This is a genomic window from Denitrobaculum tricleocarpae, from assembly GCF_007004665.1.
Lineage (GTDB): Bacteria > Pseudomonadota > Alphaproteobacteria > Kiloniellales > Kiloniellaceae > Denitrobaculum > Denitrobaculum tricleocarpae.
The window spans coordinates 123,657-146,199 of record NZ_ML660057.1 but is presented as its reverse complement, the minus strand read 5'-3'; the positions used below and the strand labels follow the sequence as shown (position 1 = coordinate 146,199).

At 59.0% G+C, this 22,543-nt stretch carries 19 protein-coding genes; 9 read left to right on the top strand and 10 right to left on the bottom strand.

Annotated features, from left to right (window positions below):
• Window positions 1-18 precede the first annotated feature (18 nt).
• Both FKG95_RS17830 and FKG95_RS17825 read left to right on the top strand, forming a co-directional pair.
• A complete protein-coding gene (locus tag FKG95_RS17830; protein ID WP_342779256.1) occupies window positions 19-1,413 on the top strand; it encodes a cobyrinic acid a,c-diamide synthase CobB in 1,395 nt (464 codons plus the stop codon).
• 420 nt (window positions 1,414-1,833) lie between these two features.
• Window positions 1,834-3,381 (top strand): PAS domain-containing sensor histidine kinase, encoded by a 1,548-nt coding sequence (locus FKG95_RS17825; protein WP_142897758.1) that lies wholly within the window; start codon window positions 1,834-1,836, stop codon window positions 3,379-3,381.
• Window positions 3,382-3,393: 12 nt separating this feature from the next.
• On the opposite strand, the gene FKG95_RS17820 is transcribed toward FKG95_RS17825, so the two are convergent.
• A complete protein-coding gene (locus tag FKG95_RS17820) occupies window positions 3,394-5,883 on the bottom strand; it encodes a transketolase-like TK C-terminal-containing protein (RefSeq protein ID WP_246116817.1) in 2,490 nt (829 codons plus the stop codon).
• 178 nt (window positions 5,884-6,061) lie between these two features.
• On the opposite strand from FKG95_RS17820, the gene FKG95_RS17815 reads away from it, so the two are divergent.
• Window positions 6,062-6,535, top strand: coding sequence for an Lrp/AsnC family transcriptional regulator (locus tag FKG95_RS17815; RefSeq protein ID WP_142897757.1), 474 nt, complete (start codon window positions 6,062-6,064; stop codon window positions 6,533-6,535).
• Between the two features lie 36 nt (window positions 6,536-6,571).
• Here the strand turns inward: FKG95_RS17815 and FKG95_RS17810 are convergent, their stop codons facing one another.
• The 4 genes from FKG95_RS17810 to FKG95_RS17795 all read right to left on the bottom strand — a co-directional run bounded on the left by FKG95_RS17810 (window position 6,572) and on the right by FKG95_RS17795 (window position 10,361).
• Entirely contained in the window at window positions 6,572-7,366 is a 795-nt protein-coding gene (locus tag FKG95_RS17810; protein WP_142897756.1) for an undecaprenyl-diphosphate phosphatase, read from the bottom strand.
• Between the two features lie 217 nt (window positions 7,367-7,583).
• The gene (locus tag FKG95_RS17805) at window positions 7,584-8,318 is read right to left on the bottom strand and encodes a GntR family transcriptional regulator (RefSeq protein ID WP_179954157.1); all 735 of its coding nucleotides are present in this window, start codon (window positions 8,316-8,318) and stop codon (window positions 7,584-7,586) included.
• 796 nt (window positions 8,319-9,114) lie between these two features.
• The gene (locus tag FKG95_RS17800) at window positions 9,115-9,600 is read right to left on the bottom strand and encodes a YajQ family cyclic di-GMP-binding protein (RefSeq protein WP_142897754.1); all 486 of its coding nucleotides are present in this window, start codon (window positions 9,598-9,600) and stop codon (window positions 9,115-9,117) included.
• A 272-nt stretch (window positions 9,601-9,872) separates the two neighbouring features.
• Window positions 9,873-10,361, bottom strand: coding sequence for a hypothetical protein (locus FKG95_RS17795; RefSeq protein ID WP_142897753.1), 489 nt, complete (start codon window positions 10,359-10,361; stop codon window positions 9,873-9,875).
• Window positions 10,362-10,583: 222 nt separating this feature from the next.
• On the opposite strand from FKG95_RS17795, the gene queF reads away from it, so the two are divergent.
• Entirely contained in the window at window positions 10,584-11,048 is a 465-nt protein-coding gene (gene queF / locus FKG95_RS17790; protein ID WP_142897752.1) for a preQ(1) synthase, read from the top strand.
• Between the two features lie 46 nt (window positions 11,049-11,094).
• Here queF and FKG95_RS17785 read toward each other — a convergent pair whose 3' ends face one another.
• A complete protein-coding gene (locus FKG95_RS17785) occupies window positions 11,095-11,709 on the bottom strand; it encodes a queuosine precursor transporter (protein WP_342779254.1) in 615 nt (204 codons plus the stop codon).
• 96 nt (window positions 11,710-11,805) lie between these two features.
• Window positions 11,806-12,528 (bottom strand): SAM hydrolase/SAM-dependent halogenase family protein, encoded by a 723-nt coding sequence (locus tag FKG95_RS17780; protein ID WP_142897751.1) that lies wholly within the window; start codon window positions 12,526-12,528, stop codon window positions 11,806-11,808.
• A gap of 280 nt (window positions 12,529-12,808) precedes the next feature.
• Between FKG95_RS17780 and FKG95_RS17775 the strand changes: the two genes are divergently transcribed.
• Both FKG95_RS17775 and FKG95_RS17770 read left to right on the top strand, forming a co-directional pair.
• The gene (locus FKG95_RS17775; protein ID WP_142897750.1) at window positions 12,809-13,477 is read left to right on the top strand and encodes a GcrA family cell cycle regulator; all 669 of its coding nucleotides are present in this window, start codon (window positions 12,809-12,811) and stop codon (window positions 13,475-13,477) included.
• 408 nt (window positions 13,478-13,885) lie between these two features.
• On the top strand, window positions 13,886-14,761 hold the full coding sequence (locus FKG95_RS17770) for a hypothetical protein (RefSeq protein WP_142897749.1): 876 nt from the start codon (window positions 13,886-13,888) through the stop codon (window positions 14,759-14,761).
• Here FKG95_RS17770 and FKG95_RS17765 read toward each other — a convergent pair.
• From FKG95_RS17765 to FKG95_RS17755, 3 genes are all read right to left on the bottom strand, one after another.
• Entirely contained in the window at window positions 14,742-17,669 is a 2,928-nt protein-coding gene (locus FKG95_RS17765; RefSeq protein ID WP_142897748.1) for a sensor histidine kinase, read from the bottom strand. The two genes, FKG95_RS17770 and FKG95_RS17765, sit on opposite strands and share 20 nt — an antisense overlap.
• A 2-nt stretch (window positions 17,670-17,671) precedes the next feature.
• The gene (locus FKG95_RS17760) at window positions 17,672-18,031 is read right to left on the bottom strand and encodes a hypothetical protein (RefSeq protein WP_142897747.1); all 360 of its coding nucleotides are present in this window, start codon (window positions 18,029-18,031) and stop codon (window positions 17,672-17,674) included.
• 114 nt (window positions 18,032-18,145) lie between these two features.
• Complete coding sequence (locus FKG95_RS17755; RefSeq protein WP_142897746.1) at window positions 18,146-18,535, bottom strand: response regulator transcription factor; 390 nt, start codon at window positions 18,533-18,535, stop codon at window positions 18,146-18,148.
• Window positions 18,536-18,917: 382 nt separating this feature from the next.
• Here FKG95_RS17755 and FKG95_RS17750 point away from each other — a divergent pair, with 382 nt between their 5' ends.
• Genes FKG95_RS17750 through FKG95_RS17740 form a run of 3 tightly spaced genes read left to right on the top strand, consistent with a single transcriptional unit; the run spans window position 18,918 to window position 22,539 of the window.
• Window positions 18,918-19,919, top strand: a complete 1,002-nt coding sequence (locus tag FKG95_RS17750) for a BMP family protein (RefSeq protein ID WP_142897745.1) — start codon at window positions 18,918-18,920, stop codon at window positions 19,917-19,919.
• 14 nt (window positions 19,920-19,933) lie between these two features.
• A complete protein-coding gene (locus FKG95_RS17745) occupies window positions 19,934-21,490 on the top strand; it encodes an ABC transporter ATP-binding protein (RefSeq protein WP_142897744.1) in 1,557 nt (518 codons plus the stop codon).
• Window positions 21,490-22,539, top strand: a complete 1,050-nt coding sequence (locus tag FKG95_RS17740) for an ABC transporter permease (protein WP_142897743.1) — start codon at window positions 21,490-21,492, stop codon at window positions 22,537-22,539. Before FKG95_RS17745 ends, FKG95_RS17740 begins: the two co-directional genes overlap by 1 nt.
• The last annotated feature ends 4 nt before the right edge of the window (window positions 22,540-22,543 follow it).

Below are 22,543 nucleotides of genomic sequence, written 5' to 3'. Positions count from 1 at the left end.
TCTGAGGGCAGGCCGCTGTTGGACAATCGTATCCCTCCCGGACTTCTGATCGCTGCGCCAAGCTCCGGCAGCGGTAAGACCTCCATTACCCTCGCGTTGCTGCGCCGCTTTCGTCAGCTCAAGCGTTCGGTGGCCTCGATCAAGGTCGGGCCGGACTATATCGATCCCGCGTTTCATGCGGCAGCCAGCGGCCAGGCCTGCACGTCGCTGGACAGCTGGGCAATGCGCGAGTCCAGCGTGATGCAGCTTTTGGAGACCGCGGGTGAGAGAGCCGAATTCGTACTCGGCGAAGGCGTCATGGGCTTGTTTGACGGCGCGCCTGACGGGCGGGGGTCGACCGCCGATCTGGCTTTGATGACCGGCTGGCCCGTTGTCCTTGTGATCGATGCGCGGGGCATGGCGGCCTCGGCGGCCGCAATTCTGCATGGTTTCAAGACATTCGATCCGCGCGTATCAATTGCTGGCGTGATTTTTAACCGGGTCGGCAGCGACCGGCATGCCGCGATGCTGGCTAAGGCTTGCGGACCCCTCGACGTTCCGCTGCTTGGCATGGTGCGCAACGCGTCCCACTTGCAGCTACCCTCCCGGCATCTCGGATTGATACAGGCCAACGAGCATGAGGCGTTGGAGAGTTTTCTGGAGGCCGCGGCCTGCGACATCGCGGGAGAGATCGACTGCGATCGTTTGGCGGTTTCGGCCTCCGCGCGCCTCTGTAAAGAGCGGGGGGGAGGCGTGTCAGGCGCATCCCGATCTCGCCAACCGGGACTCAAGCCATTTGGACAGCGTATCGCCGTGGCACGTGATACCGCTTTTGCCTTCAGCTATCCCTTTCTGCTCGACGCTTGGCGCACTGCAGGTGCCGAAATCTCCCTCTTTTCTCCCCTCGCGGATGAAGCGCCTGACCTGACAGCGGATGCCGTCTATCTGCCCGGTGGATACCCCGAGCTGCACGCGGGCAGACTGGCCGGCAATCGGAGCTTTATGACAGGACTCGAAGAGTCCGCGCGTCGCGGCGCCTGCGTCTACGGTGAGTGCGGCGGCTATATGGTGCTGGGGGAGGGGTTAACCGATGCCCAGGGCGTTCGCCATGCCATGGCTGGCCTGCTTCCCTTGGAGACATCTTTCGCGCCGGAGAAAACCGGGAAACCGGGACGGCGAATGGTGCTTGGATATCGTCAGGCCGCGCTCTTGCAGGATACGGCGATCGGTATGGCGGGAGAAGGCTTTCGTGGGCACGAGTTCCACTATGCCCGGGAGCTCTCCGTCGATGAACCGACAACCCCGGTGCGCGCAGTTCGTCCCGGTGACAGGCTTTTCGGATTGAAAGACGCTCAGGGACAGGATTTGGCCGATGCCGGTCTCGTTCGAGGGAATGTGATGGGGTCGTTCCTGCATATCATAGATACGGTGTAGTAACCCTGCGCAAAAACCTTCAATTTCGGTTGCTAGCTCCCGTCATCTTGGGTACTACCGTTGCTTGTGAATGAGAGGGCTTCAAGATATCGCGTCTGCAGTTTATACGCGGTTTCAAAAATGGACCGCTCTGCCGTGCGCGGATTGTTTCATGAGGCGAAAAACCGGCTTTATCTGAAATGACCTAATAGAAAACCTGCCGGTTCAGCCGGAGAATTGGGAAACTGCTTCCTTCTTGAACATTGTTTGTTAGCCTGTTTATGTGCAAGTCTTTACGATAGGCATAAGAAAAAAAGAGCGAAAAGTTGCCGGGTTTTCAGGGGCGGGATAATCGAAATACCCGCAAATGGGTGCAGGGTCCATTGGATCGTTCGAAATTGTTGAATGATCGTGGCGCAATGATCGTGGCGCGGTGAAATTATGGATGACATCGATTTAAGCGGTCACGATTTCCGCGCGATTATTGACGCAGCGCCGGTTCCGATTGCCATCAGCCGCATTTCCGACGGCAAAATCCTGTTCGTAAACAAGAACGTCGAGAAATTCCTCGCTATGCCTGCAGTAGAAATTGTCGGGCGCAGCACTGTCGAGTTCTATCAGCAGCCGGAAGACGAGACCGTTCTGGGTATTATTGAGCGTGAAGGCCGGCTGGAGGATATGCGTATCGGCATCAAAACCGGAGACGGCGACTGGGTCTGGGCGACCGTGAACGGAACGCCGACGGAGTTTGCCGGCTTTGAATGCATGCTGATCGTTCTCACGCGCAATGGTCCTTACGTAGGGCAGGGGCATCTGCTCAGTGGCAGTGAACAGCGTTTTAAGGACTTTGCCAGCGTCTCGTCCGACTGGTACTGGGAAATGGACGCGGATCTCCGCTTTACCTATTTTTCCAAACCTTCCAGCGAGGCCTTCGAACTGGCGCTGGAGACGTCGCTTGGCAAGACCGATGTCGAGCTGCGAGAGGTCTATGAGATCCCAAGCCAGAACGCAGGCGATTGGGATGCGCATATTGAAGACTTAAGAGCGCATAGGGAGTTTCGGGATTTCATCTACCGGATTGAAACCGAGCGGGGGGTTCTGCGCTACGTGCGCACAAGCGGCATGCCGATTTTTGCACCGGATGGACGGTTTTTGGGCTATCGGGGCTCGGCCAGCGATGTAACGGCGGATTTCGAGGCCCGGCGGCAACTCCTGCGCGCCAAGGAAGAGGCGGAAGTCGCGAACCGGACCAAATCAGAGTTTCTGGCGAACATGAGCCATGAGCTCCGCACGCCCCTGAACGCAATCATCGGGTTTTCTGAAGCCATCGAGCGCGAGATTGCCGGCCCGGTTGGAAAGCAGGTGTATAAGGGTTACGCGCACGATATTCACGAAAGCGGGCAGCTCTTGCTGGGGATCATCAACGATATTCTCGATCTTGCGAAAATCGAATCCGGTAACTACCAACTGGTTGAAGCCCGGATCGAGGCCAAGGAAATTATCCAATCCTGTGAGCGTCTGATACATCCGCGTGCCGAGAAAGCCGGTGTGAAGCTGACCCTTGAGCACAGCGGCGTTTTGCCGCGCATCTTCGTAGACGAACTTAAAATCAAACAGATCATCATCAATCTGCTTTCAAACGCCGTGAAGTTCACACCGCGGGGCGGGGATATTTCCTTGTGTGCCGAAGTCGGGCCCGGACAGGAATTCATTATCAAGGTGCGAGACAGCGGCAAAGGCATGACCAAGGAAGACCTTGCACGCGTGTTAAGCCCGTTCGTTCAGGCCACGGACGATCAGAACCATACGCAGGAAGGCACGGGGCTTGGTCTTCCGATCGCCAATTCCCTCTGTGAACTGCATGGAGGTTCCCTGGAACTCACGAGTGAACTGGGTGCAGGGACCACCGCCTGTGTGACCTTGCCCAGCAACCGGGTGATCGTCGAAGACGAACCCGCCTGCAACGCCTTTAATCTAAATATGCCCTGACCCTGTCGGGCGCTAGGTCTCAACCCCGCTTGTCATGACACGCTGCAGACAAGCTGCGGCGCAGGCGTCGAGAATTGCGTCACTGCCGATCCTGTAATGCCGGTAGAGATCCTGAAGTGAACCGGACTGTCCGAAGTGCTCCACGCCAAGTGCATGCTGCCGCTGACCGCGCACAGAGCCAAGCCAGGCGAGACTGGCCGGATGTCCGTCAGTGACCGAAACCAGGCTGGCGTTGGGGGCAAGCGGGGCCAGTAAGCGCTCGACGTGAGAGCTTGCCGTCGAATGCCCTTGCTGCCGTGCACGCTCCGCAGCGCTCCATTCCGCATTCATGCGGTCGGCCGACGTGATGACCATCAGTCCGACGCCGGGCATCTCTTCCAGAAGGCTTTGGTGGGCTTCGATCGCTTCGGGCGTTATCGCGCCGCTGCAGAGTATGGCGAGCGACGCGCCCACTGCGGGTGGGTGAAGCCAGTAGCCGCCGCGGATGATGTCTCGCCGAAGTGCGGGATCGAGATCGCGCTCGGGCTGCGAGAGGCTGCGCGTCGAGAGGCGCAGATAAACAGCGCCGCCTTCGGCATCGCGCAGCCAATCGACATCGGCATTGCGGTCACCCGGGGCCTCGCCACGCGGCGCATGACCGCCGTCGCGCTGCAGATAGTCAAACGACCAGGCCAGAATGGCGGCCAGTTCATCGACAAAAGCGGGCTCGAAGGCGGCCAGCCCGTCCTGAGCCATTCCAATCAGCGGGGTTGATATGGACTGATGCGCACCGCCTTCAGGCGCCAGGGTGAGGCCCGAGGGTGTGGCGACGACGATAAAACGGGCGTCCTGATAGCATGCATAGTTCAGCGCATCGAGACCACGCTGGATGAAGGGGTCATAGAGCGTACCGATCGGCAGCAGGCGCGTTCCGAAGAGCGAGTGGGACAGGCCGAGCGCACCCAGCAACAGGAAGAGATTGTTCTCCGCGATGCCAAGTTCAATGTGTTGTCCCTGAGGTGACATACCCCAACGCTGCATCGAAGCGACCTTGTGGTCCTTGAAGGTATCCGCCTTGTCATGCCGGTCAAAAATGCCGCGCCGATTGACCCAGCCGCCCAGATTTGTGGAGACGGTCACGTCCGGTGACGTCGTCACAATGTGATCCGCGAGAGCCCCGCCCGCACGGGCAAGCTCAGCCATGATCTTGCCGAAGCCCTCCTGTGTCGACATCTCGCCGCCTGTCGGGTGCGGGAGGTTATCCGGTATCGCGATGGGGGCCGCGGTCGTGCGCCGGTGCGAGGGTTCTGCAAAAGGCACTGCGTTCAAAAAACTCTCAAGTGTCTCCGGCGGAAGTGGCAGTCCGGCCGATGGGTCCCATTCTGCACCCGGCGGAATATCGTTGGCCGAGCGGAAAGTCTCCATCTGTTCCAGGGTCATCAGGCCGGCGTGATTGTCTTTGTGTCCGGCCAGGGGCAGGCCGAAACCCTTAATCGTGTAGGCGATGAAGCAGGTTGGCCGGTCATCCTCGATCGCATGGAAAGCTTCGAGAACGGCCTCAAGATCATGGCCCGCCAGATTGGTCATCAGCCGTGCCAGCGCCGCGTCATCGCGCCGTGCAAGCAGATTGCCGATCCCGGGTTTCTCTCCGATGTCCGCCTCGAGCTGTGCCCGCCACGCGGTTCCGCCCTTAAAGACCAGAGTCGAATAGAGTGAATTGGGACAGGAGTCGATCCAGGCGCGCAGATGCTTGCCTCCCGGCTCACGAAAAGCCGCCTCGAGAAGCTTGCCGTATTTCAAGGTAACGACGCGCCAGCCCATGGTCTCGAAGAGGCTGTCTATGCGACCGAAGAGGCGATCCTGGACCACGGCATCAAGACTCTGCCGGTTATAGTCGATGATCCACCAGACATTTCGAATGTCGTGCTTCCAGCCTTCCAGCAGCGCTTCGTAGATATTGCCTTCGTCGAGCTCTGCGTCGCCGGCCAGCGCGATCATGCGTCCGGTCTCCGCCCCGCGGCTGGTCATTTTCCGAAGCTGCACATAATCCTGAACCAGGCTGGCAAAGCTGGTCATGGCGACGCCCAGGCCGACCGAGCCGGTGGAGATGTCGACATCGTCGCTGTCCTTGGTGCGCGAGGGGTAGGACTGCGCGCCTCCGAAGGCGCGAAACGCTTCCAGCTTCTCGCGTGTCTGCTTGCCCAGCAGGTACTGGATGGCGTGAAAAACCGGACTGGCGTGGGGCTTCACCGCGACCCGGTCTTCGGGGCGCAGCACGTCCATGTAAAGCGCTGTCATGATTGTGACCAGCGACGCGCAGGAGGCCTGGTGGCCGCCGACTTTCAAACCATCCTTGTTTTCCCGCAGGTGATTTGCGTTATGAACGGTCCAGGTCGCGAGCCAGAGGATCTTCTTTTCAAGCGCGCGCAAAAGGGAGAGCCGCCCGGCGTCGTCCAGCCCTTCCAAGCTTGTCTCTGAAGCTTCCTGAGCCACAGGCTGCCGCCGTAACATTTCTTTGTCCATCCTCGCATCAGATCGCGCATGACGGTGCGTCCGTCGCGCGAGGAGTCCCGCGGCTGGAACGCACCTAGCTTAGCTTAGCCGAAAACCGAGATGGGAATCTTGCTAATTGTCCTTCCAGAATTGATCAAAAAGGTAATATCTTTCTCAAATCTTTAGATTTGTAGAAGAAATTTCCAATATGAAACTGGATGAGCTCGATCAGAAAATCCTGAACTGTCTTCAGGAGAACGCCCGGATCTCAAATGCGGAGTTGGCGGAAGAGGTCGGATTGTCGGCTTCACCCTGCTGGCGCCGCGTGCGCGCGCTCGAAGATGCGGGGGTTGTGCGCAAGTACGCCGCTATCGTCGAGCCTAAAGTTATCGGCCTGCCGGTGAACGTCTTCGTGAGTGTCACGCTTGAAAAGCAGGTTGAAGACTGGTTGGAGCGCTTCGAGGCCGCATTGCGGGATCGGCCGGAGGTGATGGAGTGCTATCTCATGACCGGTGAGTTCGACTACCTGCTGCGGGTGGTGGTGCCTGATCTGCAGGCCTACGAAAAGTTCGTTCTTGAACATCTGACCCGAATTCCCGGGATTGCCGGGATCAAGTCAAGCTTTGCCCTCAAGCAGGTCCAATACAAAACGTCACTGCCGCTTGGCCATCTCCTGTCTTAAACCGGATCGGCAGGGCCAAAAGCTACAGACGGATGTTCAGCTGTAGGCCCAGAAAAGCAAGCCGCAGCCGAGAAGAACCCGGTAAGCCGCGAGCAGGGTGAAATTGGCCCGGCTGAGCCAGTTCATCAGCCACCAGATGGCGAGCAGGGCCGAAACGAAAGAGAAGGCTGTCGCCAGAATGATCTCGGCGCCGATCTCCACACCACCGGCACTTCGCAGTTTCATGCCAAGCAGTGTTCCGGCCGCGACAATAACGGGAATGGAGAGCAGCATGGAGAACCTGGCTGCTTCGCTGCGGTTGAAGCCCAATACCCTGGCAGCGGTCATGGTAATCCCGGAGCGGCTGGTGCCGGGAATGATCGCAAGCGCCTGAGCGATACCGATCACCAGGGCGTCGCGATACAGCATGTTGTCGATCTTGCGCGTGACCTTGCCGAGCTTGTCGGCCGCAAAAAGGGCGACACCGAAACCGAGTGTCGTCCAACCGATGACTTCCACGGACCGCAGGTTATCTGCGTGCTGAATGATGAAGAGACCCGCAAGAACGACCGGCAGCGTTGCAAGCGCAAGATATGCGACGAGACGCGCTTTGGGGTCACCGCGGTCTGTGATGATTTTTGGCAAGCCGCGAATGAGGTCCAGCAGATCCCGCCAGAAATAGGCAATGACCGCGCCCAAAGTGCCGACATGGACGGCCACATCCATTATCAGGCCCTGATCCTCCCAGCCGGTCACCGCGGGAACCAATACCAGATGGCCCGACGAACTGATCGGCAGAAATTCAGTGATTCCCTGAACCAGAGCCAGGACCAAAATTTGTAATTCGCCCATACCTGGCGGTGCCTTCAAAAGAAATGTTGTGCTTTGTATCGCTAGTCATGGCTGTCTGAGACATCAGACACGCCGCACTTAGTGCCCGATTATGGTTACAATATGATTACGTTGGGAAAATTCGGCAGTGAGAGCTTGCGTTGGAGGGCTCGGGATACAGTGGGATGGCGGATCTCTGCCCAACAAATCTTGATCGCCGATCGGTACCGGCAACAAATTATCCGGTTTTACGCGTTTCGCTCTTCCGGCTCATGGCTTCCGCCCGGGTGAATTCATCCTGGAGTCTGTGGATCTGCTGATTTTCATCAATCATGTGCGTGATGTAACTCTTCAGCCATTCCGGGATCGGTCTGATCATGACTTCATAGTTGGCCAGAATAATGTGGCTTCTGAAGATATCGCCGACCTCGTTGGGCTCGTCCTCGAAAAGGCACCTCACGAGGACGCAGGTCTGGAGGGCCAGTTTTTCGATCAGCGCGAGATTGTTGATCCGGCCACGCCAGTAGAGGTTTAGTTGACAGCGCATGGACTGCCAGGACTGAATCACCAGGCGGTTCTTTGAGAACTCAAACAGCAACTCGTGGATTCGCCAATCCAGTTGCTGATAACCGGCGATGTCCCCTCGTTTCACCGCGTCGCACATGCTTTTGCACAGAAGGTTGAGCTGACCCAGTTCCTGTTTGTTCCGGTTGGCCGCGACCGCTCTCGCAGCCAGGCCCTCAAGCACGGCGCGCACGGCGACAATCTGTTCGATATCGTCACAGGAAGGCGCTGCGACAAAGGTTCCGCGCCCCGGTTTGATAACGACGATATTCTCGGTTTCCAGCGTCTTCAGGGCTTCACGGATCGGTCCGCGGCTGACGCGGAACATTTCTGCCAGGCGTGTCTCGACCAACCTTGCTCCGGGCTGAAAGGTTCCTTCATCGATCGCGGCCGCAATGCGTTTGGCCACCTGATTTGTAAGCGAGGGAGGCCGGCTTATCCCCAGAAAGCCGTATTCTGATTTTCGAGGATGCTTAGACCCGTGCATCACCAGTACTTCACCCGTTGTCAGTGGCTATTTGCTTTACCTGCGCACCACTTTTCGTTGCAGCGAGGCGGCACCCTACTTTATTTTTTAGGATAAATCTACAGGTGGATTTCAGCGTTACTTGGGGTTTGGTGAGGAACTCTTTTAACACTGCTTCTAAAACAAGTCATAACTGTAAAGGGCCAAAGACAGTTTGCTTTCTTGACTGTCGTCATGACACAGAAAAGTCACAAGGCTGTGTCAGGGCTAACTGCCTGGAACAAAAAGACGGATCGGTGTTCTTTCAAGAGGACACTTGCTTTGCGGATGCTTTGTTGGCACGGGTGCAGGCGGCGCGTTTTTCGCCAATGGTATGCAGGTCAAAAGAGTGTAATGAGGCTCGCAACCCAGGCGTATTTCTTCAGCTTCTATCCCGTGCCTGTTGAAGTGGTATCAAGAGGCGGTCCGCCAGCGAATCGCTTGCCCCCTTCATCGCGACACAAAGCCTCGCGTTGAGTGCCAGCAGGCAAGGGGGTGGTCCCGAAAAGAGGCGCGCTGACTCGCTCTTTCGGCGCAGCGCCCGACTCTCCGATAAGCGTATAGGGAGCGATCCTGCGTGCTCAGGGCCTCAGCCCGGTGGCTCGACCAGGGCAATGCAGGCTTGGCCGGTCTGCACCTGAAGCCAGGCCCGGCTTCGGCTCCGGCTCCGTCTTTGGTTCAGGCCTGCGCGAACCCGCACTTAGCTGCGGAAGTTGTCGTACTGCAAGGGCTGTTCGATGCCCATATCCTTGACGTGCGCGATGGCAGACTGCAGATCGTCGATCTTCTTCCCTGTAACGCGCAGTTCGTCGCCCTGGATGGCCACCTGGACCTTGAGCTTGCTGCCCTTCAGGTCTTTCACGATTTTCTTCGCCAGCTCTTTGTCGATGCCCTGTTTGATTTCAATGACCTGGCGGACTTTGTTGCCCGAGGCTTTTTCCACGGTTTTGAAATCGCATGCGCCCGCATCGAGTTTACGCCGGGTAAAATGAACCTTCAGCAGTTCGTGCATCTGCTTCAGCTTAAGATCGTCGTCTGCGAGAATCGTAATCTCGTTGTCGCTGCGTTCGATCGTGCAGCTCGAACCTTTGAAATCGAAGCGCTGAGATATCTCTCTCGAGATTCCATTGAGCGCATTGTCGACTTCGTTGACGTCGGTTTTAGATGTGATGTCGAATGACGGCATTGTCTGTTCCCGAAGCTTGTTTCGGCCCCGCGAGAAATGCCGTGACCTCTTGGAACGCTTCGTCCAAAGGTCTTTCGGCACTCGCAGACGCGTTCTGATTTCTACGGTCTCCGGTCTACTATAATCGTCCGGCGATTGCCAAGCGCGCCGTTAGAAAATCTGCCCGGAACTGTTCGCGAGACCGGAACTGTTCATGAGAGGGGATCGGCTCGGGCAGACGGGCATTGCGCGCCCAGGCTGTCACGCATTCAGGCCGTCACGGGTTCAGGCCGTTACTGATAGAAGGCTTGCAGGTCCATAATGAGGATTGCGTTGCCGAGCAGGATTGCGACCGCCATGAAGCACAGAAGGGTGTAGCGGTGGTAATTCGCTTCACGGCTCGATTTGATCGTGCGGATCTTCACGAAGAGGTTGGAAAGAGCCTTCGCGATTTCGCGCAGTTTTTCCCGCTCCGTATTTTGCCAGACCTGATAGAGCACGAGGGTGTAGAGCGCGGCAGCGGAAAAAAGAAAGCTTGTGAATGCCGCCGTTTTCACCAGCTGGATGTTGGTTTTTGCGAAGTGAGCAACCAGCATCAGGCCGGCGAAGACCAGAAGAGTCGCGCCGACGGATTTCCATTGCTGGGCTTTTGCGAACCTGATGGAGTTTGCCGACTCGGTGTAGAGCATGAGAAGTTCCGCATGGGTCAGATCGTCGAGATCCGATGCCTGCAGCTCAAACTCTTCTTCCTCAAACTCATCATTTACGACATCAACAGCCATCTCAGCTCATCCAATGCTACGCCAAGCTTTGCAGGCTGTCAGAATATGGTTAAGGAAAGCTTGCGTGGATTTTTGGCCTTGGATTTCCGGCCGAGGATTTCTGGCCGGATCAGCCCTTCAGATGGACCTTGCCGGATGAGCTCTTGATCCCCGGGAACGGGAGGCTTAGGTACTGCGGCGTCTCCCTCACATGAGCAACAGCTGCCGCGGAACCCAAACCCCATGACAAACTCTACATACGAAACTCTCGGACAGCTCGGTCAGGCATCGGAATTGCCGCAAGATCCGGACGAGGCCGTTCTCGAGACCGTTCCCAACCCCCATCGGGACGTCGACTATCTGGTCCGCTTTACCGCGCCCGAATTCACGTCGATCTGCCCGGTGACCGGCCAGCCCGACTTCGCCCATCTGGTGATCGACTACGTAGCGGAGGAGCTTCTTGTGGAGAGCAAGTCGCTCAAGCTTTACCTCGGGAGTTTCCGCAATCATGGCGCCTTTCATGAGGACTGCACCGTTGCAATCGCGAAGCGTCTGATTGACGCCATGAAGCCCCGCTGGCTGCGTATCGGCGGTTACTGGTATCCGCGCGGCGGGATCCCGATCGATGTCTTCTGGCAGAGCGGACCGCCGCCGAAGGGACTTTGGCTGCCCGATCAGGGTGTCCCGAGCTACCGTGGGCGCGGTTAGTTCCACCGCACTCGGTAGCGGGTCTAAACCCGCTGTCATCCCGAGTTTAGGCGTCCTTGATAGCGGCAAACTGCGGCTTTGTAATGCTGAGCATCAAACGGAAGGGGATCAGCATGACCAGAGCGACGCCGATCTTGACCAGATAGTCGCCGAGGGCCAGCGTCTGCCAGGGCACGCCGGTCTCGCCGAAGCCGATCCCAAAGATGGTGAAGGGAATGCCGGTAGCCGCAAAAGCCAGCCAGAAGAACACAAAGGTGTCCAGGGCTGAGGCAATCGTCGAGGAAGCCATGGGCGCCAGCCACCAGGCCTGCTTGCGCAGGCGGTCGAAAATCGAGATATCCAACAGCTGGGCGAGCAGGAAGGCTGAGCCGGAAGCAACGGCAATGCGCGGGTCGGCAAAATAGAGCGACAACAAGACTGCAAGCGCAAAGCCCACATAGACGACCTTGCGCGCCTGCCGGGAGCCCAGAGCGCGATTTGTCAGATCCGTGATCAGGAACGCCACCGGATAGCTGAACGCACCCCAGGTCAGCAGATCGTTGATCTGATACTGCACAAGGATGTTCGAGGCCGTTACGACGGCGGCCATCGCCAGCACGGCGAACGCCAGGACTTTCATCGAGGCGGCTTCGCCAGTCTTATGGTCTTGCGGCTTGGTCATTCTGTCTGTCTTTAGCTGTGTGAAAAGCTCCAGAAAGCGCAAGATCGCGGGCCTTTGGCGTGTCTCGGCTTTGCGGACCGGAGCAGGAATGCGGGTCTAATAGCTTAGCGCCGTCCCGACCGCAAGCCCGAGTCGCTCCGCGGCGTGGCCGCCGTTGACGGCGATTTCAACCAGTCCGTTGGCATTCTCGTACCAAAAAGCTTTCCCCGCCGGAACATCGGAGAAGGTGCGTGCCGCCGCGATCTGCATTCCGGCAAGCGTGAGGCGGGCCTGAGCGGGGACTTCACTCGCGCGCAGACCTGTCATGGCGTTTCCGTAACAATCGATATAGACGATTTCCGCGAGATCGTTCGGCCACGTCGCTCCCGGACGCGCGGTTCCGTCCAGATCCTGCGTATTTACAGGATCTCCCCGCGCGAGCATCACGGCGACCGGGGCGAAGAGGTCCCGGCCGTGGAACGAGGCCGAGAGGCGTTCCGGCCGCCAGAGAATCTCTCGGTAGCGGCTCATCTCGGCGCGTCGCGCCACAAGGTCCAAAATACCGTTGTCGGGTCCGATAAAGCTGTGCCCGTCCGCTTCCAGGATGACCGGCGCCCGATCCGAACCAACGCCCGGGTCGACGACGGCGAGGAAAATGCTGCCGGCCGGAAAGCCGGTGCTGTAGGCGGCGAGGAGATATGCGGATGCGCGCGGGTCGAAGGCAGGTGCGTCGGCAAAGAGATCGATGACCGGGCGGGCAGGGGCTCCCTGGTGCAGAACCGCTTTTACCTGTCCGCTGTAAGGCCCCTCAAGGCCGAAGTCGGTAAAGAGGACGAACATCGCGGTGACCCTCAACGGAGAATAGCCGGTTCAATTTGGTCGGAAGATTTTGCTTGCCGGGGCGCCATGACGGAACCTTGTGATCGTTAATAATTGTTAACCGCTGTTAACGCTTTCGACCCTGCGCAGGCGCAAAACAAACAAAGTTGTGGATAACTCGAATCCAGGCGGTTCATAGACTCGACTCCCTAAACCATACCTTATATGGTGGCGCTTAACCATAAAAACCCTACATTTAGACAGGGTAGCTATATATTGTTGTTGACGTGAAGGTGGGCATATGAGCTGGACTCCAGAACGAATCGACGAACTGACGAGACTCTGGGAATCGGGCCAAAGCGCTTCGGCGATTGGCAAGCTTCTAGGTGTTTCGAAGAACGCAGTTGTCGGCAAAGCGCATCGGATGAAACTGCAGGCGAGGCCCTCGCCGATCAAGCGCGGTGACGACGGAGGAGCCTCGAACTCCGCATCCTCCGCCAAGCCTGCGGCTAGGCAAAGCTCTGCAAGCGCCAGAGCGGCGCGTCCTGCGAGCACAACGGCTGGCACAGATAAGGGCGCTGCGAAAAACGAACCCCTTCAGACGGTCATCTCCGCAGCACTTGCGGCGAAGTCTGCGGGTTCGGGCAACAGCGAGGCAAGCTCCGCCGTTGCTGCGAAGGCCGCTGCGGCGGTGCGCAACGGACAGTCTGCAAGCGGCGCACAGTCAGCGGCCCAGGCACCGAGTGTTGCGAAAGCGGCCCGCGGAACATCTCGGGACAGCGTTGCTTCGGCCACGCGTGCGGTGAACGCAAGCCGGCGAGGGCCCAAGTGCCTCTGGCCGATTGGCGATCCGGGGGATGCGGATTTCCATTTCTGTGGTGAACCGGCATTGTCCGGCAAACCCTATTGTGCCGAGCACTGTGCGAAGGCCTATATCACACGCTCGCGGTCAGATTCCGCCGCTGCGTAATCAGAGCCTATCCGTTGCGTCCGTTGGGATGACCTGACGGATACCAGTTGGCGAAGCCGCAGATAACGGGCATTTGAGTGATATCCGTATCACTTGGTGCCCGTTTTTCTGTTTTATGCGCCCCGTTTTCTGCTTTGTGGGAAAGGCCCTGCCTCGTGAGCAGCAACCAATCGAGCTGAGGCGAAACTTTTTTTTACACCTGATATGCCTCTTGCCGGGTTATGACGCCGTCTGCATTGCGTCTCGTAGCTTTCAGACCTACCTGAAGTTTTTTCATTCGCGATTTTACAATCTTGCATTCGTCACATTAACGCCGCGAATTTGAGAAATGTGTGTGTGCGATCATGTTCACCCCTTGTAAAGATTCGTTTCCCCATAGTAAGGAGTATGGCTAAGGGAGTATGGATCTTGATCAACCCAGTGTGTAATTGGCTCTGCCGCGCCGCGTTTGTCGGCGCTGTCTCAATCGGACTCTCCACTGTTTCCGCGGGTTTCGCGCAAGCTGATGATCAGATGGCTGCAGTTGGCGATCAACAGCGAATCAACTTGGAAGCCGTGATCGCGAATGGCGCCAAGACACTGAAAGACAAAATCTCCTTTACGGTCTCCCGTTTCGAGAACGGCGGTGTCGGACCGATCGTCGCGACGGCCGAAAAGTCACCGGCGGAACTCTCTCTCCCGGCCGGGCAATACCGTGTTTCGACCGTTTACGGCGACGTGACTGTCGACTCCAATCTTGAAGTGGCGTCATCGGCAGTCAAACATCGGGTCAACCTGAACGCCGGCTGGGTCCGGCTGAAGGTTATCCCGCATCGTGGGGCCAAGCCCATGAAAGGCGATGTGTCCTGGGAAGTCATGACCTATGGCCGCGATGCCAACGGCAAACGTCATCGGGTCGCGACTGCCAACGGACCGAGGCCGAGCCTTGTGCTGCCCGAAGGCTTTTATCTGGTGCGGGCCAAAACGCGGGACGCAAGGGTAAAGCACACGATCGAAGTCACCGCCGGTCACACGTACAAGTACACCCTGAACATGAACGCAGGCTCCTTGCACACATCTGCGCTCACCCATGACGGTGGCCTTTTCGCGTCTGACGAGGTGACCTGGGAAGTCTACCGCAAGGGCGGAAAAAGAGTCCTCTCGTCCATCACCGGCGCGACCGGGACTTTCACCCTGCGCGAGGGCAGCTACCGGATTGTCGCGACTTCAGGCGAGATGACGAGCTCCACCGATGTTGCGGTGCGCTCCGGCAATAGCAGAAAAGTCAATCTGACCCTACGCTGACGCCGGGTTTGGGAAGGTCGGCCGGTGCCGCCTGGCGATCGGAGCCGGCTTTTTCTTCGCCTGCGCTATGTGCGCCATCGCTTACATCAAGCTCATGGCCCTTGCCGTAAGGCAGCGTGAAGCTGAACACTGCTCCACCGACCTCTGCGCGCGTTTCCTCCTGTCCGGAGCCGGCTTCGTTTTCGTCCGGCCGTTCCAGCCAGATCCTGCCGCCAAGGTATTCGACGATCTGACGGCAGATCGGCAGGCCCAAACCGGTGCCGCCGGTTGCCCCAGCGCGGCTGTCGTTGACCTGCTGGAATTTGTCGAAAATATGCTCCTCGGAACCAAGCGGTACGCCAGGGCCGTTGTCCGCAACCGAGATCTTCAGACCCTCGTTCTGTGCGATCACCCGCACTTCCACCCAGGGGTCATTCGAACTGCAGGACTTCACGGCGTTTGCCAGCAGGTTCACCATGACCTGAATAAAACGGTCCTGATCTGCCCGGATCGGCTGAAGGTCGTCCGGGAGCTTCAGCGAGAGTTCGATTTTGTCTTCCGTCAGCAGGCTGCTGTTCGCGGCCACGGCTTCGCGAATCGCCTCCGCGGCGTCGACATCAGTAATGTTCCAATGGGTCCGGCCCGACTCCAGTTTGGCCATATCGAGGATCTGGTTGATCAGCCGTGTGAGGCGCTCGCTCTCCTTGATCACGATGCCTAAGAAGCGGGTGCGCTCTTCATGGGCCAGCTTTGGGTGGTCGTAGAGAATTTCGCTAAACGACCGGATCGAGGTGAGGGGGGTGCGCAACTCGTGGCTGACCGTGGTCAGGAAGTCATCTTTCAGCCGGTCCAGTTCCTGCAGGCGTTCGTTGGCAGCCCGCAACTCGGCCGTAGCGGCTTCCAGTTCCCGGGACTTTTCTTCCAGTTGGTGACTGTACTTGATGGCCTCGGATGCTTCGCCGAGCACCTCCATGACTTCTTCGATCGAGACGATTTCGCCCTTCACCACGGTGCCGATCAGGGCGCGGGCCGTCGCCGCGCCGATCGTGCCGGCGAGCAGGCGTTCGGCGAAATTGACAAGATCGGAGTCGGCCTCGCCAATCCGCATAAGGTTGAGCCCGCGCGAGCGGGCGTAACTTTGAAAGGCGCGCAGGCTGCGGCGTTCGCCGACAAAGCGCGAAACCAGATTGTAGAGTTCACTATAGGTGGCCGTTCCGCGCCAGAGTTGATGTCCGTCCCGCAGTCCGGAATGCTGGAACACATCGACAAAAAGCGCGGCCTGGATCCGTTCCAACGCGTTCTGGCGGCTGAGCAGCGAAACCGCGACGTAGCCGCCGATGTTGGCCAGCATGCTCCAGAAGAGAGAATGGGAGAGAGTGTCGAAGTCCTGCAAACCAAAGAGCGCATAGGGTTTTAAAAGCTCGATCCCCGCCGGTCCAAAGTCCACGAAGTCGATGGGCAACCATCCGGAGCGGGCGAAGGACGGCAGCACAAGGGTATAGGTCCACACGAGGAAACCCAGCACCAGGCCGGTCAGCGCACCCTTGCGGGTGCCGCCCTTCCAGAAGATGCCGCCGATGATGGCCGGCGCGAACTGCGCCGCAGCGGCGAAAGAGACCAGTCCGATGGACGTCAGCGTGTAAGACTCGCCGATGAAACGGAAGTAGCTGTAGCTGAGCAGGAGGATGACGAGGATGCTTCCGCGCCGGATCCCCAGAAGCAGGCGCGTCAGGTCGCCGCGTTCATTCAGCTTCAAGCGCTTGATCCGCAGCAGCACCGGCATGATCAGGTCGTTACAGACCATGGTGCTGAGCGCGATGGTCGCGACGATCACCATGCCCGACGCCGCCGAGAGGCCGCCGATGAAGACGAAGAGGGCCAGAGAGCCCTGGTTTTCGGCGAGCGGAATGGTCAAGACGAACATGTCCGCCAGGTTGCTGCCGCCGGGCGTAAACATCATCACGCCGCTCAGGGCGATGGGCAGGACGAAGATGTTGATCGCCAGGAGATAGAGGGGAAAGAGCCAGACGGCCTTGCGCAGGTGTCCCTCGTCGACGTTCTCCACCACCGTGACCTGGAACTGGCGGGGCAGGCAGATCACCGCCGCCATCGACAGCAGCGTGGTGGAGACCCAGGCGCCGTAGCCGCCGGCGGTGCCCTGGGTGAAGAGGGGGTTGAGGTCCGGCATCGCCCGGGCCTGGCCGAAGAGGTCGCCGAATCCGTCATAAAGGCCATAGGTCACAAAAATACCGACGGCGAGAAAGGCAAGCAGCTTGATGACCGATTCAAATGCGATGGCCAGGACCATGCCTTCATGTCTCTCGCTGGCGTCGATATGGCGGGTGCCGAAAAGAATTGAAAAGATTGCCAGAACCAGGGTCACCAGAAAGGCGGTATCCCGCAGAACCGGAACCGTGCTGAAATTCAGGAGCTCCAGGAGACTGGACAAATCCGTGACGCCGCTGGTTTCGGCCACGTCCTGATATTGCAGCAGGACCGCGAAGCTGGTTGAGATGGCCTTAAGCTGCAGCGAGATGTAGGGCATGATGCCGACCACGGCGATCACGGTCACCAGACCGCTGAGGAGATTGCTCTTTCCGTAGCGCGCCGAGATAAAGTCGGCGATCGAGGTAATGTTGTGGGCCTTGGTGATGCGGATGATCTTGTGCAGAACGAACCACCAGAGCGCGAAGGTCAGGGTCGGCCCCAGATAGACGGGCAAGAAGCCGATGCCGTCGGTGGCCGCGCGCCCGACACTGCCGTAAAAGGTCCAGGAGGTGCAGAAGACGGCGATGGAAAGAGTGTAGACATAAGGGTTGGCGGCAAAGCTGCGCCCCTCGTCCGCACGTTTGTCGCCGTAGTAGGCGATAGCGAACAGCAGGCATAGATAGCTCAGGGAAACGAGCAGTATGAACCAACTCGACAACATTTCTACCAGGTCTCACTCTCATTTGAGCCGCGTCCTGGCCGGATGTTTCCACTTTGATTTGGCCTCGGCTTGATGCTGTGGGGCAGGGAGTCCTCCGGTATGGCGGAGCGTTCCGGCGTGCCTTTCTCCAAAGGCAGGCCGTGCGCCCGGCGGCCGCGTCGCCGTTCCTGACCCTTCTCCGATATCAGGCCGATGAGAAGGATAAAGGCCGCCCAGGCCAGAAAGAGATAGATGTACAGCAGGGGAATCCCGCCAAAGGCCACATCCACGCCGAAGACCGACAGCAGGGGCGGGTTAAAAAGCAGGATGCCCAACAGGAAGAGCGCGATGGAGCGCTCGCCTTTGGAATCAGAATTATTCATTGGACTTATCCAACTCCGGGCTCAAAAAAAGCCATCTGGGGTCCGCTCTGACATGCCCGGCCTTCGTCCCAAACCCAATGCGTTCCTGATCCGTCTTAGCCGTTTCAGCGGTTTTCAGGTCGAGCATGCAGGCGATTTTTCTTCGAGGTAAAGCTTGACCCGGTCATTGACCTCCCGGTTGGAGAAGGGCTTGATGATGTAGTCGTCGGCGCCCGCATCGAGACCCTTTTCACGCTCCGCGTCTTTTCCTTTGGCAGTCAACATCACGACTTTAACCTGATCAAGCTTCGGGTTGGCCCGGATTTTCCGGCAGACCTGATAGCCATCGCATTTCGGCAACATGACGTCGAGCAAGACGAGATCGGGAACCCTCTGTCCAATTGCGTCGAGTGCGGTTTCCCCGTCGCTGGCCACTCTGACATCAAGCCCCATCTGCGTCATGAGAAACTCAAGTGACAGCAGGATATTCGGTTCATCATCGACCACTAGCACCGAATAGGTCATGTTCCGCCCTCCCTCCCCGAGGAGCAGGCCGGTATTATCCGAATTCCCGGACTTTCAACCGGCGCGAGGCGGCCGCCGGCGCTCATTAGTCATCTTGCGCATTATTCGTTGGTGGCCACCAGTTGACAGATTATCCTGCTTTTTCCGTCTCTGCCAAGTCGCCAGCCCAATGGGGATGGTATTCGCGGGCGGTGCGGAAGTTGGATCGGAAAATTGACCGTTTGGTCAGAATTTGGCTAAACTACGCGATAAGCGAGGGGGTGCTGCCGAATTAATCTTGCGTTTACAAGGACTAAGTAGGCAATAAAACCAAACCTCTCCAAGGGGGATTCGTTGGATCGCTCGGGGTGGTGTTCAACAAATAAAGAAACAGGGGACAAGTATGTTCAGGAAAATTTTTGCTGCCGTCTGCAGTCTGCTGACGGCAGCCATCATCGTGGGTGCGATGGGTGGACAGGCGCTCGCGGAAAAGATCAAGGTGGCCGGGATCTATACCCAGCCGATCCAGCAGAAGTGGGATGCGCGTCTGCATCTGGCCTTGGTCGCGGCCGAGGAAGCCGGTGAGATCGAATACGTCTTTTCGGAAAAGGTCGCAAACACCGACTACGTGCGGGTTCTGCGCGAATACGCCGACAGCGGTGTCGCGCTGATCGTGGGCGAAGCCTTCGGGATCAGCCGGGAAGCCCGCGCGGTCGCGGACGACTATCCCGAAGTGTCCTTCCTGATGGGCGACCCCTTCAAGCCGCATGGCGAAAACTTCGCGGTCTTCGATAACTACATTCACGAACCTTGCTATCTGATGGGCATGATCGCGGGGACCATGACCAAGACCAACAACATCGGCATGGTCGGTGGCTATCCCATCGGCGAGGTGAACCGTCTGTTCCACGCCTTCATGGCCGGTGCGCGTTCCGTGAACCCTGACGTTCAGTTCAAGGTCAACTTCATCGGCTCCTGGTACGACCCGCCCAAGGCCAAGGAAGCTGCCTTCGCTCAGATCGAAGCCGGTGTCGACGTGCTTTACGCCGAGCGGGCCGGTGTGGTCGATGCCGCACGCGAGAAGAACATCATCGCTTTCGGCAACGTGAACGACATGAACAAGGAAGAGAACGGCACCGATGTGGTCGTGACCTCCGCGCTCTGGCACATGGAAGCCGCCATCAACAACGCCATTGCCGAGGTCAAGGCCGGCGAGTTCAAGGCCGTGGACTACAAGGAATGGACCATGATGGCCAAGGGCGGCGCGTCGCTGGCTCCTTACTATGAGTTCGAAGACCGGATCCCGGCCGACATCAAGGCCAAGGTCGAAGCTTTGAAGGGCGATATCCTGGCCGGCAAGTTCGTGGTCGAGATCAACGACGAAGAACCCAAGTCGACCTACTGAGGATAAACCTCAAGATGTCTGCTGTATTGCGCTTGGAAAAGATCACCAAGCGGTTCGGCTCCCTTGTGGCCAACGACGGCGTATCGCTGTCGTTGGCCCGGGGGGAAGTGCTGGCCCTGCTTGGCGAGAACGGCGCGGGTAAGACCACACTGATGAATATCCTCTTCGGTCACTACGTGGCCGACGAAGGCCAGGTCGAGGTCGAGGGTAAAGCGCTTCCGCCCGGTGCGCCTCATGCCGCGATTGCCGCGGGTATCGGCATGGTCCACCAGCACTTCACCCTGGCGGACAACCTGACCGTGCTCGACAACGTGGTTTTGGGCACGGAATCCCTCTGGCGGCCCTGGCAGGGCCGGGCAGCGGCACGAAGCCGGCTCGCCGCTATGGCGTCGGATTTCGGCCTGAGCGTCGATCCGGACGACCTGGTGGGCGACCTTTCCGTCGGCGAACGGCAGCGGGTCGAGATCCTGAAGGCTCTCTACCGGGATGCGCGTATCCTGATCATGGACGAACCGACCGCCGTCCTGACGCCGCAGGAGGCAGAGAGCCTGTTCGATACCCTCAGGCGGCTGGTCGAGCGCGGGCTCTCGATCATCTTCATCTCACATAAACTCAATGAAATTCTCGCGATCAGCGACCGGGTCATGGTGCTGCGCCGGGGCAAAATCGTTCATGAAATGCCGACCGAAAGCGCGGACCGTCATATTCTGGCCGAGGCCATGGTGGGCCGGGCGGTGACGCGTCCCAAGGCCGATCCGATGGAGCCCGGTCAGCCCGTGTTGTCGATGACGGCGGTATCCCTGCGTCCATCGGCGGGCGGTGTTGCCCTCAAGGATGTGAACCTTAAGATCCGTGCCCACGAGGTGGTGGGGATTGCCGGTGTTTCCGGTAACGGACAGGTCCAGCTGGCCGAACTGATTTCCGGCCTCAGCCGCCCGGACAGCGGAACCCTGACTCTCTTTGGGGAGATAATCCAACAGCCCTCACCGGCGAAGGTCGTAGGCCTCGGCGTTGGACGCATTCCCGAGGACCGGCACGCCGAGGGCGTGATCGGCGAGATGTCGATCTGGGAAAACATGATCAGCGAGGACCTGCGGGCCAAGCCGATTTCAAACAGGGGCCTGATCGATCACGGGGCGGCACGGGCACGCACCGAAGATCAGATCGAACGTTTTGACGTGCGCTGTCCCGGTCCCAACGCCGAAACCCGTCTGCTTTCGGGCGGCAATATGCAAAAGCTGATCCTGGCCCGCGCCCTGTCGCGCGAACCCGGTCTGGTGCTCGCCAACCAGCCGGCCCGCGGGCTGGATGAGGGCGCGATCGCATATGTGCATGGCCAGTTGCTGGCGGCGCGGGAACGCGGAGCAGGGGTGCTGTTGATCACCGAGGACCTCGAGGAATTGCTTGCGCTCTCGGACCGGGTGGCGGTGATCTATCACGGACGACTCTCGGCGAGCCTGGATGCCAAGACGGTCAGTCCCCGGGAACTGGGGCTGATGATGGCGGGCCATGATCCGAATGAAGACACGAGTGGAGCCCGAGGATCGGAAAACGGGGGAGCCGCCGCCTGATGCGCCTGGAATTACGAGAAGCGCCGCCGATCTGGCTGGCGGGCCTGGCGCCCGTCCTGGCCGTCGCGGCTGCCCTGTTGCTCTGCGCCGGATTGATTGTCTGGACCGGTGAGTCGGTTCTGGAGGCCTATGCGCTCTTGGTCAAGGGGGCGGTCGGGTCTCGCTTCGCACTGGCCGAAACCCTGACCCGCGCCACGCCGCTGATCCTGACCGGCCTGGCGGCGGCGGTTGCCTTCCGCGCCAAGCTCTGGAACATCGGCGGTGAGGGGCAGCTTTACATGGGGGCGCTCGCCGCGACCTGGCTGGGGACCGGCGCGCTGGATCTGCCGCCGTTTCTGCTGATCCCGATCCTGCTGATCGCAGGGGCGCTCGCCGGCGGGTCGGTTCTGATCGTGCCGGCGCTGATCAAGAACAAGCTGAAGGTCGACGAGGTCGTCACCACGCTGCTGCTTAATTTCATCATTCTGCTGTTCGTGAACTACCTGCTCGAGGGCCCTTTGAAAGATCCCATGTCGCTGGGCTGGCCCCAGGCGGCACCGATTGTCGATGAGGGCCTGTTGCCGAAAATCCTGGAGAAAAGCCGCTTGCATCTGGGCCTGATCATCGCGCTGCTGGCCGCCCTGGCGATCTGGCTGGTGATGCGCTTCACGGTCTGGGGTTTCGAGATCAAAGCGGTCGGTCTGAACGCCCGCGGCGCGGCCTTTGCGGGCATCAACGTGAACGCCACCATCATCCGCACGGCCCTGATCTCGGGCGGTCTCGCCGGGATTGCCGGGGTGGGCGAGGTGATCGGCCTCAAAGGTTACCTCACCCTCGATCTCTCGCCGGGTTTCGGTTACACGGGTATTGCGGTGGCTATGCTGGCGCAGCTTCATCCCATCGGAGTGGTGGTCTCGGCCTTCTTCCTGGCCGGGATCTACGTGGGCGCGGACTCCATGGGCCGGGCGGTCAACATTCCGACCTATCTGGCCGATGTGCTGGTGGCGTCATCGGTTCTTTGCGTCCTGGTCAGCGTGATGCTGGTCCGCTTCCGGATCAGGCGGGGATAGAACG